The organism is Halomonas ventosae (assembly GCF_004361885.1).
In the GTDB taxonomy this organism is placed as follows: Bacteria; Pseudomonadota; Gammaproteobacteria; order Pseudomonadales; family Halomonadaceae; genus Halomonas; species Halomonas ventosae_C.
The window spans coordinates 64,784-79,393 of the sequence record NZ_SNWH01000001.1; the positions used below are offsets into that span (position 1 = coordinate 64,784).

15 protein-coding genes are annotated in these 14,610 nt (G+C 65.4%); 10 read left to right on the forward strand and 5 right to left on the reverse strand.

Going from position 1 to position 14,610, the window contains the following annotated elements:
- Position 1 precedes the first annotated feature (1 nt).
- The 6 genes from pstC to arsJ all read left to right on the forward strand — a co-directional run bounded on the left by pstC (position 2) and on the right by arsJ (position 6,192).
- The gene (gene pstC, locus DFO68_RS00290) at positions 2-1,258 is read left to right on the forward strand and encodes a phosphate ABC transporter permease subunit PstC (protein ID WP_133480923.1); all 1,257 of its coding nucleotides are present in this window, start codon (positions 2-4) and stop codon (positions 1,256-1,258) included.
- An 18-nt stretch (positions 1,259-1,276) separates the two neighbouring features.
- Entirely contained in the window at positions 1,277-2,443 is a 1,167-nt protein-coding gene (pstA, locus tag DFO68_RS00295; RefSeq protein WP_133480925.1) for a phosphate ABC transporter permease PstA, read from the forward strand.
- Positions 2,444-2,507: 64 nt separating this feature from the next.
- Positions 2,508-3,347 (forward strand): phosphate ABC transporter ATP-binding protein PstB, encoded by an 840-nt coding sequence (gene pstB / locus DFO68_RS00300; protein WP_133480927.1) that lies wholly within the window; start codon positions 2,508-2,510, stop codon positions 3,345-3,347.
- A gap of 129 nt (positions 3,348-3,476) precedes the next feature.
- Positions 3,477-3,899 (forward strand): arsenate reductase ArsC, encoded by a 423-nt coding sequence (locus DFO68_RS00305; RefSeq protein WP_133480928.1) that lies wholly within the window; start codon positions 3,477-3,479, stop codon positions 3,897-3,899.
- Positions 3,900-3,938: 39 nt separating this feature from the next.
- Positions 3,939-4,970: an ArsJ-associated glyceraldehyde-3-phosphate dehydrogenase gene (locus tag DFO68_RS00310; protein ID WP_133480930.1), complete on the forward strand. Its 1,032-nt coding sequence runs from the start codon at positions 3,939-3,941 to the stop codon at positions 4,968-4,970.
- A complete protein-coding gene (arsJ, locus tag DFO68_RS00315) occupies positions 4,963-6,192 on the forward strand; it encodes an organoarsenical effux MFS transporter ArsJ (RefSeq protein ID WP_133480932.1) in 1,230 nt (409 codons plus the stop codon). Before DFO68_RS00310 ends, arsJ begins: the two co-directional genes overlap by 8 nt.
- Here arsJ and DFO68_RS00320 read toward each other — a convergent pair.
- Positions 6,096-7,364, reverse strand: a complete 1,269-nt coding sequence (locus DFO68_RS00320; protein WP_432206829.1) for an MFS transporter — start codon at positions 7,362-7,364, stop codon at positions 6,096-6,098. The two genes, arsJ and DFO68_RS00320, sit on opposite strands and share 97 nt — an antisense overlap.
- A gap of 127 nt (positions 7,365-7,491) precedes the next feature.
- Between DFO68_RS00320 and DFO68_RS00325 the strand changes: the two genes are divergently transcribed.
- On the forward strand, positions 7,492-7,842 hold the full coding sequence (locus DFO68_RS00325) for a metalloregulator ArsR/SmtB family transcription factor (RefSeq protein WP_133480934.1): 351 nt from the start codon (positions 7,492-7,494) through the stop codon (positions 7,840-7,842).
- Positions 7,843-7,986: 144 nt separating this feature from the next.
- Here the strand turns inward: DFO68_RS00325 and arsB are convergent, their stop codons facing one another.
- Together arsB and arsH are read right to left on the reverse strand one after the other, a co-directional pair.
- Positions 7,987-9,087 carry an ACR3 family arsenite efflux transporter gene (gene arsB / locus DFO68_RS00330; protein ID WP_133480936.1) on the reverse strand — a complete coding sequence of 367 codons (1,101 nt, stop codon included), beginning with the start codon at positions 9,085-9,087 and terminating at the stop codon, positions 7,987-7,989.
- 13 nt (positions 9,088-9,100) lie between these two features.
- Positions 9,101-9,826 carry an arsenical resistance protein ArsH gene (gene arsH, locus DFO68_RS00335; protein WP_133480938.1) on the reverse strand — a complete coding sequence of 242 codons (726 nt, stop codon included), beginning with the start codon at positions 9,824-9,826 and terminating at the stop codon, positions 9,101-9,103.
- A gap of 481 nt (positions 9,827-10,307) precedes the next feature.
- Here arsH and DFO68_RS00340 point away from each other — a divergent pair, with 481 nt between their 5' ends.
- Together DFO68_RS00340 and DFO68_RS00345 are read left to right on the forward strand one after the other, a co-directional pair.
- On the forward strand, positions 10,308-10,922 hold the full coding sequence (locus tag DFO68_RS00340) for an ABC transporter ATP-binding protein (RefSeq protein WP_243726369.1): 615 nt from the start codon (positions 10,308-10,310) through the stop codon (positions 10,920-10,922).
- Complete coding sequence (locus tag DFO68_RS00345) at positions 10,913-11,716, forward strand: ABC transporter permease (protein ID WP_133480942.1); 804 nt, start codon at positions 10,913-10,915, stop codon at positions 11,714-11,716. Before DFO68_RS00340 ends, DFO68_RS00345 begins: the two co-directional genes overlap by 10 nt.
- A 58-nt stretch (positions 11,717-11,774) precedes the next feature.
- Here the strand turns inward: DFO68_RS00345 and DFO68_RS00350 are convergent, their stop codons facing one another.
- Positions 11,775-12,557, reverse strand: a complete 783-nt coding sequence (locus DFO68_RS00350; RefSeq protein WP_133480944.1) for an alpha/beta fold hydrolase — start codon at positions 12,555-12,557, stop codon at positions 11,775-11,777.
- Between the two features lie 27 nt (positions 12,558-12,584).
- Entirely contained in the window at positions 12,585-13,772 is a 1,188-nt protein-coding gene (locus DFO68_RS00355; RefSeq protein ID WP_133480946.1) for an acetyl-CoA C-acyltransferase, read from the reverse strand.
- A gap of 144 nt (positions 13,773-13,916) precedes the next feature.
- Between DFO68_RS00355 and DFO68_RS00360 the strand changes: the two genes are divergently transcribed.
- Positions 13,917-14,495: a TetR/AcrR family transcriptional regulator gene (locus DFO68_RS00360; protein ID WP_133480948.1), complete on the forward strand. Its 579-nt coding sequence runs from the start codon at positions 13,917-13,919 to the stop codon at positions 14,493-14,495.
- Positions 14,496-14,610: the final 115 nt, after the last annotated feature.

The following is a 14,610-nucleotide window of genomic DNA, read 5'->3' on the forward strand; positions in this document are numbered from 1 at the left end:
TATGCAGACCAACCAGATAATCGCCTTGTTCATCGGCGCCCTGCTGTTGCTGGGTCTGATAGCCTTCTTCCTCGGGCGTGCCAAGGCGACACGGGTCCGCGCCGGTGGCACCGCCATGTACGCCCAGCCCGACCAGTATGCCTGGTTCACCGTAGTGTCGACGGCAGGTCCTGCCCTGGCGGTGAGTGCTGTGGGGGGGTTCTTGCTGCTGCTGCTCGGTGCCGAGATTCCCACCCTCTACCTGCTGGCCGGTAGCCTGCTGGTGGCTTGCCTAGGGCTAGCCATCGGCATCTTCATGGTTCGTCCTGATTTTCATGCCCGCCAGGCCATCGAGCGGGTGATACGCTGGGTTCTGGCCGGCGCTGCCCTGATTTCCATCCTCACCACGTTCGGCATCTTGATCTCGATAGTGGGCGAGGCGCTGCGCTTCTTCCAGATGCAGAGCTTCTGGGAATTTATCACCGGGACCACCTGGAACCCGGGGGCCAGTTTTCTCCAGGCGGCGGGGCGCGCGGAGGAAGGAAGTAGTACCGCGCAGTTCGGCTCTGTCCCCTTGTTCGCTGGCACCTTCATGATCACCGCGGTAGCCATGCTGGTGGCGATCCCCGTGGGACTGCTCGCGGCAATCTACATGGCCGAGTTCGCGCCCAAGCGCGTGCGCACCCTGGCCAAACCGACACTCGAAGTGCTGGCAGGCATTCCTACCGTGGTGTATGGCTTCTTCGCTGCCATCACGGTGGCGCCGATCATCGTCAGCGTGGCCGGCTTCTTCGGGCTCGAGGCCTCCTTCAACAATGCCCTCGCGCCCGGCATCGTCATGGGCATCATGATCATTCCCTTCATCTCGTCGCTTTCCGATGACGTGATCAACTCGGTCCCCGACAGCATGCGCCAGGGTTCACTAGCGCTGGGCATGACCCAGGGCGAGACGATCCGTGACGTGGTGATTCCCGCGGCCCTGCCAGGGATCATCTCCGCCTCGCTGCTGGCGGTATCCCGGGCAATGGGCGAGACCATGATCGTGGTGATGGCAGCGGGCATGCGGCCCAACCTTACCGCCAATCCACTGGAAGACATGACTACCGTCACGGTGCGCATCGTTGCTGCCTTGACCGGCGACCAGGAGTTCGCCAGCGCCGAGACGCTCTCCGCCTTTGCGCTGGGGCTGGTGCTCTTCGTGGTGACCCTGAGCCTGAACCTGGTATCGGTGATCATGATCCGCCGTTTCCGCGAGAAGTACCGGGTCAACAACCTCTAACGCCGAGGACAATGTTCGATGAGTCAATCCTTCGACGACATCAGTGCCCAGTTAAAACGTCGCCACCGCCAGTCGACGCACCTCAAGTGGGTCTCCATGGGGGCTCTGGGTCTGGCCGGCCTGTTTTTGGTGCTGTTCTTTGCCGACATGCTGGTCAAGGGCCTGCCGGCTTTCCAGCAGGCCCAGATCCAGGTTCAGGTCGATTACAGCGAGCAGGCCAGGCAGCTTCCCCTGGCCGCCCTGAACGAAGAGGTGCGCCCCCTGGTCAGCCGTGGCTACCTGCGCCTGATCCCTCGCCGCATCCAGGAAAATCCACAGCTGCTCGGCACCACGCGCATGGAGTGGGTGCTCGCCGATAGTCAGGTGGACCAATACCTCAAGGGCCATCACTCCAAGCTCAAGCCCGGCGAGCAGTCCGTGGTCGAACGGTTGCAAGCACAGGGGCGTGCCGAGCTCAAGTTCAACACCACCTTCTTCACCAACGGCGACTCCAAGATGCCCGAGCTCGCCGGCATTGCCTCTGCGGCCATGGGCACGCTGCTGACCCTGGTGGTGACGCTCGCCATCGCCTTCCCGATCGGCGTGATGACGGCGGTCTACCTGGAGGAGTTTGCCGCCGACAATCGCCTCACCCAGGCGATCGAGATCAACATCAATAACCTGGCGGCGATCCCTTCGATCCTGTTCGGTTTGCTGGGCCTGGCGATCTTCATCAACTTCTTCGGGGTGCCACGCTCCTCGCCGCTGGTCGGGGGCCTGACGCTGGCACTGATGACCTTGCCGGTGATCATCATCGCCACCCGCACGGCGCTGCGCAGCGTGCCGGAATCGATTCGCCATGCCGCCTTCGGGGTGGGCTGCTCGCGCTGGCAGGTGGTTCGCGACCACGTGCTGCCGCTGGCGTTGCCGGGGATCATGACTGGCTCGATCATCGGCATGGCCCAGGCCATGGGTGAGACCGCACCCTTGATCATCGTCGGCATGGTGGCCTTCATCCCGGACGTCACCAACTCCTTCACCGAGGCGGCCACGGTACTCCCGGCACAGATATTCACCTGGGCGGGCGAGCCCGACCGGGCCTTCGTCGAGAAGACCTCGGGTGGGATCCTGGTGCTGCTGGCCGTGCTCATCACCTTGAATGCTACCGCCGTGGTGTTGCGCAAGAAATTCGAGCGCCGCTGGTAGGTCACGTTACGTTACAGGGTATCCATAGATGAACATTCACGTTGCCGAGCGGAGTACCGCGCCCATGTCAGGTCACGAAAGGTCTCGCCACGCAAGCTCCCGTCCCGAACCCGGTCAGCCGGTGACCCGCAACACGGATGCCAACCACGAGCTGAGCATCCGTGTTCGCGACCTCAACCTCTGGTACGGCCAGAGTCAGGCGTTAAAGAACGTCAATATCGATATCTATCAGAAGAACGTCACGGCATTGATCGGCCCGTCTGGTTGTGGCAAGTCGACCTTTCTGCGTTGCCTCAACCGCATGAATGATCTGATCCCCAATGTACGTGTCGAGGGACTGGTGGAGATGGATGGCCGTGACGTCAATGCCCCCAAGATGGACGAGGTGGCGTTGCGTCGTCGGGTGGGCATGGTGTTCCAGAAGCCCAACCCCTTTCCCAAGTCGATCTACGACAATGTCGTCTATGCGCCGCGTATGCATGATCTGGTGAGCCGCAAGGCTGAGCAGGATGAACTGGTGGAGAAGGCATTGCGCGACGCCGGCCTGTGGGAGGAGGTCAAGGACAAGCTGCAAGAGCCGGGTACCTCGCTCTCCGGTGGCCAGCAGCAGCGCCTGTGCATCGCGCGCGCCATCGCCGTGCAGCCCGACGTGATCCTGATGGACGAACCCACCTCGGCACTGGACCCTATCTCTACGGCGACCATCGAGGATCTGATGGACAAGCTCAAGCAGCAGTTCACCATCATCACCGTGACCCACAACATGCAGCAGGCGGCGCGGGTTGCTGACTACACGGCCTTCTTCCACCTTGGTGAAATCATTGAGTACAATGACACCAAAACGATGTTCGCCAATCCGGCCGTCAAGAAGACTGAGGACTACATCACCGGTCGCTACGGTTAATGCCACCGTCGTCGGTATGTGATGACGGATGGGGAGGCTTCGGCCTCCCCATCGTCGTTGACGCTGCCATATGATTGACATCCCGATGCGTTATATATGATATTCCATATATGTTAAGGGGCCATTCCCATGACAAGACAGCGTGTGCTCTTCCTGTGCAATGCCAATTCCGCCCGTTCGCTGATGGGGGAGGCGCTGTTGCGCCACCTGGCAGACGATACGTTCGAGGCCTACAGCGCGGGCAGCGAGCCGAATGAACCCGCTGCGATGACCCTGGCGGCATTGAAGAAGCAGGGTATTTCCACCGAAGGGCTGGCCAGCAAGTCGCTGGATGATTTCGCCGGCGAACACTTCAATGCCGTTATCGTGCTCTGCGACAAGGCCCAGCAGGCGTGCCGAGACTGGCAGGGCGAAAGCGACGAGCATCTCTACTGGGACATCCGCGACCCGCGCCTGATCGGGCGTGCCGACGCCTACGAGCAGGCCCTCAACGAGATCCGCCACCGCCTCTCGCTGTGGCTGCAGATCAAGGCCCGGGATGCCGATCTCTGAGGGTGTCTCCCGGCGTTCATTCCTCATCAGGAGAGTAACATGACCCTTCGCATCGGCATCAATGGCTTCGGGCGTATCGGCCGCCTGGTGCTGCGAAGCCTCTGGCCCCGCGTCTCGGCGGGCGAGGTTGAACTGGTGCGCATCAATGACCCGGGCGGCGATGCCGCCACCTTCGCCCACCTGCTGGAATTCGACTCGGTCCACGGCCAGTGGTCGCCGGGGCGGGGCATCCAGGCCGAAGAGGATGCCATCCTGGTCGACGGTCGTCGTATCATCTTCAGCGCCCACAAGGCCATAGAGGAGAGCAACTGGTCCGGCTGCCGGGTCGCCATCGAGTGTTCCGGCAAGATGAAGACCACCGGTAAGCTTCAGACCTATCTCGACCATGGCGTCGAGCGGGTGGTGGTCAGCGCGCCGGTCAAGGATGAGAGCGTGCTCAACGTGGTGGTGGGCGTCAACGACGACAAGTACGACGCCGACGTCCATCGCATCGTCACCGCGGCGAGCTGCACCACCAACTGCCTGGCGCCGGTGGTCAAGGTCATCCACGAGACGTTCGGGATTCGTCACGGCTCCATGACCACGGTCCACAACATCACCAACACCCAGACGATCCTCGACGCCCCCCACAAGGATCTGCGCCGAGCCCGTGCCTGCGGCATGAGCCTGATTCCCACCACCACCGGCTCGGCCAAGGCGATCACCGCCATCTTCCCGGAGCTCGAGGGCAAGCTGAACGGCCATGCCATCCGCGTGCCGCTGGCCAATGCCTCACTCACCGACATGGTCTTCGAGCTCGAGCGCGAGGTGACGGTGGAGGAGGTCAACGCGGCGCTCAAGGCCGCCGCCGAGGGTGGGCTCGCCGGCATACTCGGCTATGAGGAACGCCCGCTGGTCTCCATCGATTACCGCACCGACCCGCGCAGCTCGATCATCGATGCGCTCTCGACCATGGTGGTCAACGGAACCCAGCTCAAGCTCTACGCCTGGTATGACAACGAATGGGGCTACGCCAACCGCACCGCCGAGTTGGCCCTGAAAGTGGGGAGCGAGCAGGTGGGGCGTGGCTGAATCGCTCGTCGCCCGTCTCAGGGGACTGCCCTTCGAGGTGCGCCAGTATCTGCTGATCACCGGCAACTACTGGGCCTTCACCCTCACCGACGGCGCCCTGCGCATGCTGGTGGTGCTGCATTTCCACCAGCTCGGCTACTCGCCGCTGGAGGTGGCGCTGCTGTTCCTCTTCTACGAGGCCTTCGGGGTGGTCACCAACCTGGTGGGGGGGTGGCTGGGCGCCCGCCTGGGGCTCAACCGCACCATGAACGCGGGGCTCGCCCTGCAGATCGTGGCGCTTTCCATGCTGATGGTGCCCGCCACGGCGCTGACCGTGCCCTGGGTGATGGCCGCCCAGGCGCTCTCGGGGATCGCCAAGGACCTCAACAAGATGAGCGCCAAGAGCGCGGTCAAGGTGCTGGTGCCCAGCGACAGCCCCAGCGCCGGCAGCGCCCTCTACCGCTGGGTGGCGATCCTCACCGGCTCTAAGAACGCCCTCAAGGGGGCCGGCTTCTTCCTGGGCGGGTTGCTGCTGACGCTGATCGGCTTCCGCGTCGCCGTGATCGCCATGGCACTGATGCTGGTTGGCGTGCTCGCCCTGTCGCTGGTTCGGCTCAGGGCTGACCTGGGACGCCAGAAGCGCAAGCCCAGATTCAGCGAGGTGTTCTCGAAGTCGCGGGCCATCAATGTGCTCTCGGCGGCGCGGCTGTGCCTGTTCGCCTCACGGGACGTCTGGTTCGTGGTGGCCCTGCCGGTGTTCCTCTACGACCAGCACGGCTGGAGCCACTGGACGGTGGGCGGCCTGCTGGCGATCTGGGTGATCGGCTACGGCGGCGTGCAGACCCAGGCGCCGCGCCTCACCGGCCTGGTAAAGGGCGGGGCGCGAGGCGTGACGGCTTTCTGGGCCATGGCACTGGCCGGCCTGCCGGCACTGCTGGCGCTGCTGCCGCTGGCCGAGGTGGGCTGGCTGGTGGCGGGCTTGCTGGCCTTCGGCGTGCTGTTCGCCGTCAACTCCAGCTGGCACAGCTACCTGATCGTTCACTACGCTCGCGCCGACGGCGTCTCCATGGATGTGGGCTTCTACTACATGGCCAACGCCATGGGGCGCCTGCTTGGGACCCTGCTCTCCGGCTGGGTCTATCAGGTCTACGGCCTTGCCGCCTGCCTGTGGATCTCGTCCGCCTTGGTGGCGGCCAGCGCGCTGATGGCCCTGGCGCTGCCGCGGGAGGCCAAGGCCTCGTGATATCCCGGTTTCAGGAGGACGCCGGCGGCGCCGCTTGAGGCTCTCGCTCGGCGAGCCCACGCAGGGCCCAGAGACCCAGCAGCGGCCCGGGCAGCAGCCACCACAGCACCCAGGGGCCCTGGGCGGCCCACAGGCTGCTGGTCAGCGAGATCGCCGGGATGGTCAGCGCGAAGCCCACGGCATTCATCACTGCCAACGTGGAGCCGATTTGGGCCTGGGGGGCGGTAGCGGCAGCCAGCGCCGAGAACTGCGGCGAGTCGGCGATGACCGTGAGTCCCCAGGCGCCGAGCAGGACGAGCAGCAGGCCGGGTGGCAGCCAGGGCAGCAGCGGATAGGCCAGACAGATCAGCCCGGAGGTGGCCAGGGCACGACGTGCCACCCACGCAGCCCACAAGCCCCAGGGCAATGACGCCGAACGATAGCCAGGGCACCAGGTCCTCGGTGGCGCCCAGGCGCTGGAGCTGCCGGGCTACCAGGAAGGGCGTCAGCATCCACAAGGCATAGAGCTCCCAGCAATGGCCGAAGTAACCCCCGGCCACGGCCCGGAAGCGCGGCTCGCGCAGGCCGGCGAGACCCTCTTGCAGTCGAGCGGGACCGGCGGGCGGTGGCAGATGGGGGCCATCCCCGAGTAGGTGAATAAGGGCCCCGCCGGCCAGCGCCATCAGCGAGGCACCGATCAGCGGCCACTCCCAGGGCATGCCCAGGGTGGTGCCACGAAGCAGGTGGGGCAGGGCAGTCCCCAGGGTCAGCATCCCGACCAGCCAGGCCAGGGCCGCGCCCTTGTGGGTCGGTGTCCAGCCGATCACCAGCTTCATGCCCAGCGGATAGATGCCGGCCAGGCACAAGCCGGTGGCGAAGCGCAGGGCCAGGCTTGCGGCGAAGGACTCCGTTGTCAGCACGAAGGCCGCGTTGACCAGGGCACCGAGCAGGCAGGAGACGGCAAAGATGCGGCTGGCGCGGAACCGGTCGGCAAGGCCACTGGCGGCGATGCTCAGGGTGCCGAGGATGAAGCCGGCCTGGACGATGAGGGTCAGCCGGCCGAGGTCGGCCTCGGTGAGCCCCAGGTCGCGGGACAGAGACAATCCCACGCCATTCACGCTGAACCACAGCGAGGTGCCGCAGAGTTGGGCGAGGACGATGATCGCCAGGGGATGGCGGTGCAGGAGGGGCATCATGCCTCCATGTTCGCCCTCGCATCGGGGCAGGGCAAGTGCCGGCGACGATACAAAGCGGGTGTCCCTTCGCCTCCGTTTCTGCATCACGTAGAATCGATCCGATCCCAACCCGAGGAAATTCCCGATGTCGCTGGACCCGGTTCGCCTCTTCAAGTGCCTGGGCGACGAGACGCGCCTGATGCTGATGCTGCTGGTGATGCGTGAGCAGGAGCTCTGCGTCTGCGAGATGACCCACGCGCTGGACGAGTCACAGCCCAAGGTCTCGCGGCACCTGGCGCAGCTGCGTCAGTGCGGACTGCTCAACGACCGGCGTGAGGGTCAGTGGGTCTATTACGGACTCGAGCCGAACCTGCCCAGCTGGGTGATGACCACCCTGGAAGCCGCCGCGCAAGGGAGCGGGCCCCGACTCGTACAGCTACGCGAGCGACTCTCGGCCATGGGCAACCGTCCAGAGCGTCGCGCCGCACTCTGTTGAGCCAGACGTGCTGAGCCATACGTGCCCCGGGGCTGAGCCAGGAGCAGCGGGATCAAGCTTTCAGCAGGCGCTGGATATCCTCGGCGCCGCGGTCATCTTGCCCTCGACGACTGCCTCGCTTTCGATGCCCAGGGTCGGGGTGCGTCAGCCCCTTGCCTCTTCGGGCGCCTGCGCCTCGGCCTCAGGGAAGTGGTGCCGGGTCTTGTTGGCGATACGCACCAGCGCCAGCATCAGCGGCACCTCCACCAGCACACCCACCACCGTGGCCAGCGCCGCGCCGGACTGCAGGCCGAAGAGCGAGATGGCGGCGGCCACCGCCAGCTCGAAGAAGTTGCTGGCACCGATCATGGCGCCGGGAGCCGCCACGTTGTGGGGCACCCTCCACGCCTTGGCCCAGCCGTAGGCGATGAAGAAGACCAGGAAGGTCTGGAGGATCAGCGGGATGGCGATCAGCACGATATGCAGGGGCGCCTCGAAGATCACCTCCCCCTGGAAGGCGAACAGCAGCACCAGCGTCAGGATCAGCCCTGCCGGGGTGACCGGGCCAAGTCGCTTCATAAAGACGTTGTCGTACCACTCGCTGCCATGGCGAGCGATCAACGTGCGGCGCGTCAGAACGCTGGCGGTGAGCGGAATCACGATGTAGAGGATCACCGACAGCGCTACGGTGTCCCAGGGCACCTGAATGTTGGAGATGTCGAGCAGGAAGACCACGATGGGGGCGAAGGCGAACAGCATGATCAGGTCGTTGAGAGCGACTTGCACCAGGGTGTAAGCGGCGTCGCCGCGGGTCAGGGTGCTCCATACGAAGACCATGGCGGTGCAGGGGGCGGCGCCGAGCAGGATGGCTCCGGCCAGGTACTGGTTGGCCAGAGGCTCGGGGATCAGCGGGGCGAACACCACCGTCAGAAAGAACCCGGCGATGGCGAACATGGTGAATGGCTTGATCAACCAGTTTACCGAGGTGGTGATGATCAGTCCCTTGGGCTGGCGGCGCACGCCGAGCACGGCGGTAAAGTCGATCTGCGCCATCATCGGGAAGATCATCGCCCAGATCAGGATCGCCACCGGGATCGACACCTGGGCAACCTCGAAGCGCGAGAGGGTCTCGGGCACCGCGGGGGCGAACTGCCCGAGCAGCACCCCGGTGACGATGGCCAGCGCTACCCACACCGAGAGGAAGCGTTCGAAGCACCCCATGCCTTCCGAGGTGCCGGGAGACTGGGATTCCTGATGGGTGCTCATGGTGTGGCTCCTGTCAGATGGCCCGCTGATTGACCCGGGCGGAGAGCTGTTCGGCCGACTCCTTGCGTTCGGAGTAGCGGTCGGTGAGCGCCTCGCTGCGGCCGCGCACCAGCAGCGTGAACTTCACCAGTTCCTCCATGACGTCGACGATGCGGTCATAGAAGGGTGAGGGCTTCATGCGGTCGTTGTCGTCGAACTCCATGAACGCCCTGGGCACCGAGGACTGGTTGGGGATGGTCACCATACGCATCCAGCGCCCCAGCAGGCGCAGCTGGTTCACGGTATTGAACGACTGGGAGCCACCGCACACCTGCATGACGGCCAGGGTCTTGCCCTGGGTGGGGCGCACCGCCCCCAGCGCCAGGGGGATCCAGTCGATCTGCGCCTTCATGATACCGGTCAGGGCGCCGTGGCGCTCCGGTGAGCACCACACCATGCCCTCGGCCCATTCGGCCAGCGTGCGCAGCTCCGCCACCTTGGGGTGGATCGCCTCCTCGGCGTCGGGCAGCGGCAGGCCCTGAGGGTCGAAGATGCGAGTCTCGGCGCCCATGGCGCGCAGCAGCCGGGCAGCTTCCTCCACGGCCAGGCGGCTGAAGGAGCGCTGCCTGAGCGAGCCATAGAGCAGCAGGATGCGCGGCGGATGCTCGCGGTCCACGGGGATGCCCAGGCTGGCCGCATCCGGCGCCCGAAAGTGCCCAGGGTCGATATTGGGCAGGTCGTTCGGTGAGGTGTTTGTCATGGGTTGTCCGGTCAGATTCATTGGATCGTGCGGGTCGCTATCTAGCATATATGGTAAATCATATATTCTCAATGTGCCGACCTTGAGCCGCCAGCGCCGGGTCGTGATCGGCTGCGGCGGGCGCTTCAGCCAGGGCGCTGCCCTCCCACTCGAAGCTGAACAAGTCTTTTTGGATCGGCTCCTGCAGTTCGGGTGCCCGGTTGGTGAAGGGCTCGCTCAGTGAGAAGCTTGCCCCGGCTGGGGTGACAGCAGCAGCGAGAGCGACGACGGCGAAACTGCCGGCGAGCAGGGAGCGGGTCAGAGTCCTTATGGGACACCACCATACAATGGGGAATGGATACTCAGTCGATATCCTGGAAGCTTCATGTGACACAGGGATGCCGCAAGAGGGTGGCACTGGGATAACGATGCCATGTCGCACACCCCTCGGCGGGGCAAGCTGCTATCATGCGCTAGCATTCCCTTCTGCCGGGAGGCTGCCTTGACCGCTACTCATTCCCTGCGCCTGGCGCGGCTCGCTGTCGGCGAGCTTGCCGAGGTGAGCCTGATCATCGCCCCTGGCGAAGTTCACTGTATTTCCGGCCCTAGCGGTTCTGGGAAGAGCCGTCTGCTGCGTGCCGTGGCCGATCTGGAGCCCCACAGTGGCGAGGTGTGGCTGGGCGATATCGCCCAGGCATCGCTGCCGGCCCATGTATGGCGGGGGCGAGTGATGCTGGTGCCGGCCGAGAGCCAGTGGTGGGAGGACAGCGTAGGCGAGCATATGACGCAGGACGCCCTCACGGACCTGGAAACGCTGGGTTTCAGCCCCGAGGTGCTGGGCTGGCAGGTCTCGCGGCTCTCGTCGGGGGAGAAGCAGCGCCTGGCCCTGCTGCGGGCGATCAGCCGCGCGCCCTCGGCGCTGCTGCTCGACGAGCCGACCGCCAATCTGGATGAGGTCACCACCCGCCGGATCGAGGCCTGGCTCCAGTCGATAATTCGTGAGCACGGCTGGCCGGTGATCTGGGTCGCCCATGACCCGGGACAGATCCAGCGGGTGGCGGATCGCCACTGGCGTATCGAAGCAAGCGGGCTCGTCGAGGTGACAAGATGGGCGTGATCGAGCTGGCCTGGTGGCAACTGGCCCTGGCGGCGTTGATGGTGGTGGTGCTGGCTGGCTGCACGGCCGTAGCACGACTGGGTATGGGCAAGAGCCTGCTGATCGCCGCGGCGCGCACAGTGATCCAGCTCACTCTGGTCGGCCTGGTACTGGAGGCGCTTTTTGCGGCCGAGCGGCTGGTGTGGGTGGCGCTGATGGCGCTGGGCATGCTGCTGATCGCCGGGCGCGAGGTGATGGCCCGCCAGAAGCGCCGGCTGCTGGGCGGCTGGGCCTTCGGTATCGGTACCCTGGCGATGTTTCTCTCCTCGTTCACGGTGACGGTGCTGACGCTTACCGTGATCATTGGCCCCGAGCCCTGGTATCGGCCCCAGTACGCCATCCCGCTACTGGGCATGATGCTCGGCAACACCATGACCGGGGTGGCCCTGGCGCTGGATCGGCTGACCGACACCGCCTGGCGGCAGCGAGCGGTGATCGAGAATCGCCTGATGCTCGGCCAGCGCTGGCAGGAGGCGGTCGGCGACATCCGTCGCGAGGCGATGCGCAGCGGTCTGATGCCGATGATCAATGCCATGGCGGCCGCCGGGGTGGTCAGCCTGCCGGGCATGATGACCGGCCAGATACTCGCCGGCAGCCCGCCGGCCCTAGCGGTGAAGTACCAGATACTGGTGATGTTCACCATTACCCTGGGGACCGGCTTCGGCACCCTGGCGGCGGTGGCGGCGGGCAGCCGGCGGCTGTTTGATCGCCGCGAGCGGCTGCGCCTGGACCGCCTGGCGCCGCCGAAGGGGTGAATGAAGGGCCACGAGGAAAGGTAGGGATAACGCAAAGTGGGCAAGTGAGCGCCGAGCGTCAGGCCGATGCCGGCGCGTCGAGGAAGGGGCAAATGGCGTCGATCAGTCGCTCCGGGCATTCCCGGTGGGGTACGTGACCGCAGTCGGGCAGGATCGTCGGTTCGCTGGGGCCCGGGGTGAGCGCGGCGATCCGACGCGGCTGGGCCAGGGAGCCAAATTCATCATGCTCGCCGTGGATCGCCAGGGTCGGGCAGGCCACCCGGCGCAGTGCCTCGTCCAGCGTCCAGTGCGCGAAAGCCTCGGAGTGCCAGGTCTCGACCCAGCTTCGCAACACCCACTCGGCCTTGTCGCCATGGTACGTCGCCAGGCGCGCCATGCGCCGCGGCTCAGCAAAGTCGCGCTGCGCCTTGCGGATGCCGTCCAGGGTGCGCGGCTCGGTGAAGGCCTGGGCCGCTACCGTGACCAGCGCCTCGCAGCCATCGGCATGGTGAGCGGCGATCTCGACCGCCATGCAGCCCCCCACGCTGTGGCCGAGCATCACGAAGCGGTCAAGGACCAACTGTTTGCGCACGGCGTCGAATGACGCCGACTCCTGCTCGATGAAGTCGCTGGGCTGTGGACCGGGATAGGGGGCAGAGCGCCCATACCCCAGCCGGTCATAGGCGATTACTTCGCGCCCGGTGGCCTCGGCCAGGCGGATAGGGAAGTCGCGCCAGAGTGCCACGCAGCCCAGCGAGTCATGCATCAGCACGATGGGGCTGCCTGTCGCTTCGCTATCGCCTGGCCTGCAGCGCAGGGCGTGCAGTTCGCCCCGCGGCGTGGGAATGCGGATCTCACGCATGGCGGTCTCCCTGGCGTTGTCGCCGGCTCAATCGATCAGCTCCACCGCCACGGCGGTCGCTTCGCCGCCGCCGATGCACAGGCTGGCAATGCCGCGCTTACCGCCCTTGGTGCGCAGCGCATGAATCAGGGTGGCGATGATCCGCGAGCCGGTGGAGCCGATGGGATGGCCCTGGGCGCAGGCGCCCCCGAAGACATTGACCTTGTCGTGGGGCAGGCCCAGGTCGTCCATGGCCATCAGGGTGACCACGGCAAAGGCCTCGTTGATCTCGAAAAGATCGACATCATTGACACCCCAGTCGAGTTTTTTCATCAGCGAGTCGATGGCCCCCACCGGGGCAATGGTGAACTCGCTGGGATGCTTCGAGTTGGTGCTATGCCCGAGCATCCGAGCGATGGGCGTCACGCCATGCTTCTCGGCCGCGGCCCGGCTGGCCAGGATCAGCGCCGAGGCACCATCGGAGATGGAGCTGGAGTTGGCGGCGGTGATGGTGCCGTCCTTGGCGAAGGCGGGGCGCAGCGAGCGGATCTTGTCGAGTTTGGCCTGGAAAGGCTGCTCGTCGTGGTCTACTACGCTTTCGCCCTGGCGGCTGGTGACGGTGACCGGGGCCATCTCGGCCTTCAGGTGGCCGGCATTGGTCGCCTGCATGGCGCGCTCCAGCGAGGCGATGGCGAAGTCATCCAGCCGCTCACGGCTGTAGCCGCGCTGGCTGGCGATCTCTTGGGCAAAGTCGCCCATCAGCCTGCCGGTCTCGGCGTCTTCCAGGCCGTCAAGGAACATATGGTCCTTGAGCTCACCATGGCCCAGGCGATAGCCGGTGCGGGCCTTGGTCAGAATGTGGGGCGCGTTGGACATGGACTCCATGCCGCCGGCCAGGATGATCTCGCCGCTGCCGGCGCGGATCAGGTCATGGGCCAGCATGGTGGCCTTCATGCCAGAGCCACACAGCTTGTTGATGGTGGTGGCGCCGATGGTATCGGGAATGCCGGCCTGGCGCATCGCCTGGCGGGCCGGGCCCTGCTTGACGCCGGCGGGCAGCACGCAGCCCATGATGCCCTCGTCGATGCTGTCGGCACTGATGCCGGCGCGTTCGATGGCGGCCTGGATCGCCGTGGTCCCCAGTTGCGGGGCGGTGAGGCTGGCGAGGCTGCCCAGCATGCCGCCCATGGGCGTGCGGGCGGCGGAGAGGAAGACGATGTCGGTGGACTGGCTCATGGTGGGTTCTCCCGGTGTGGCGTGACGGTCCCGGTCGGGACCGCATTGTCATGGTGTCCGTGATCTCGCACGGCGCCGCGTTGACCCGGCGTCGGGGCTGTGGTTTTCTCAGGATCAACCAAGCAAGCGCTAGTGTAATTCTCGATGAAGGTAATCAATGACTCACCGCGTCGCAAGGTGTTGACCCGGCAAGCTGCCCAGCTGTTCGTTCAGGAGGGCTTCGACCGGACCACGGTGCGCATGCTCGCCCAGGAGATGGGCATCAAGTCTGGAAGCCTCTTCCATCACTTCCGCGACAAGCAGGAGATCCTTGCGGCGGTGATCGAGGAGGGCACCCAGAACGCCCTGGCCATCGCCAGAGCCACCCTCGAACATTGCGGCCCCACTGCCGAGGCACGCTTGCAGGCCATGGCGCGCGCGCATCTCGAAACCCTGCTCACCGACCGCAATGCCCATGTGGTGGCCCTCTATGAATGGCGCCGCCTCGATGCCCAGGCCCGAGACCACCTGAGCCACCTGCGGGATGCCTACGAGGCGCTCTGGGAAGCGGTCATCGACGACGCCCTGGCCGCCGGCCTGATCCATGGCGATCGCTTCCTGGTGGCGCGTTTCGTGATGGGCGCGCTCAACTGGACCGTGCGCTGGTACGATCCTAACGGCCCACGTTCACCGGATGATCTGGCCCACGAACTGGTCGCCATGATCACCCACCGGCCCGCCTGATAGCGTCAGGTCGAGGCCCACGCTCGACCATTGTCTAGTGATCTCCCGCCAGTGAGGGCTTGCCTCATGCATCGGCAGCCTCTAGCGTGTATCGAGCGCTTGCTAGGTTGACGCT

What these genes read in the sequence shown, in the direction of transcription:
- DFO68_RS00305 (WP_133480928.1), top strand. Translation starts at nt 3,477, where the DNA reads ATGACAAGACAGCGTGTGCTCTTCCTGTGCAATGCCAATTCCGCCCGT.
- pstC (WP_133480923.1), top strand. Translation starts at nt 2, where the DNA reads ATGCAGACCAACCAGATAATCGCCTTGTTCATCGGCGCCCTGCTGTTG.
- DFO68_RS00345 (WP_133480942.1), top strand. Translation starts at nt 10,913, where the DNA reads ATGGGCGTGATCGAGCTGGCCTGGTGGCAACTGGCCCTGGCGGCGTTG.
- DFO68_RS00320 (WP_432206829.1), bottom strand. Translation starts at nt 7,364, where the DNA reads ATGCCCCTCCTGCACCGCCATCCCCTGGCGATCATCGTCCTCGCCCAA.
- pstB (WP_133480927.1), top strand. Translation starts at nt 2,508, where the DNA reads ATGTCAGGTCACGAAAGGTCTCGCCACGCAAGCTCCCGTCCCGAACCC.
- DFO68_RS00310 (WP_133480930.1), top strand. Translation starts at nt 3,939, where the DNA reads ATGACCCTTCGCATCGGCATCAATGGCTTCGGGCGTATCGGCCGCCTG.
- DFO68_RS00360 (WP_133480948.1), top strand. Translation starts at nt 13,917, where the DNA reads ATGAAGGTAATCAATGACTCACCGCGTCGCAAGGTGTTGACCCGGCAA.
- pstA (WP_133480925.1), top strand. Translation starts at nt 1,277, where the DNA reads ATGAGTCAATCCTTCGACGACATCAGTGCCCAGTTAAAACGTCGCCAC.
- arsH (WP_133480938.1), bottom strand. Translation starts at nt 9,826, where the DNA reads ATGACAAACACCTCACCGAACGACCTGCCCAATATCGACCCTGGGCAC.
- DFO68_RS00350 (WP_133480944.1), bottom strand. Translation starts at nt 12,557, where the DNA reads ATGCGTGAGATCCGCATTCCCACGCCGCGGGGCGAACTGCACGCCCTG.
- DFO68_RS00325 (WP_133480934.1), top strand. Translation starts at nt 7,492, where the DNA reads ATGTCGCTGGACCCGGTTCGCCTCTTCAAGTGCCTGGGCGACGAGACG.
- DFO68_RS00355 (WP_133480946.1), bottom strand. Translation starts at nt 13,772, where the DNA reads ATGAGCCAGTCCACCGACATCGTCTTCCTCTCCGCCGCCCGCACGCCC.
- arsB (WP_133480936.1), bottom strand. Translation starts at nt 9,087, where the DNA reads ATGAGCACCCATCAGGAATCCCAGTCTCCCGGCACCTCGGAAGGCATG.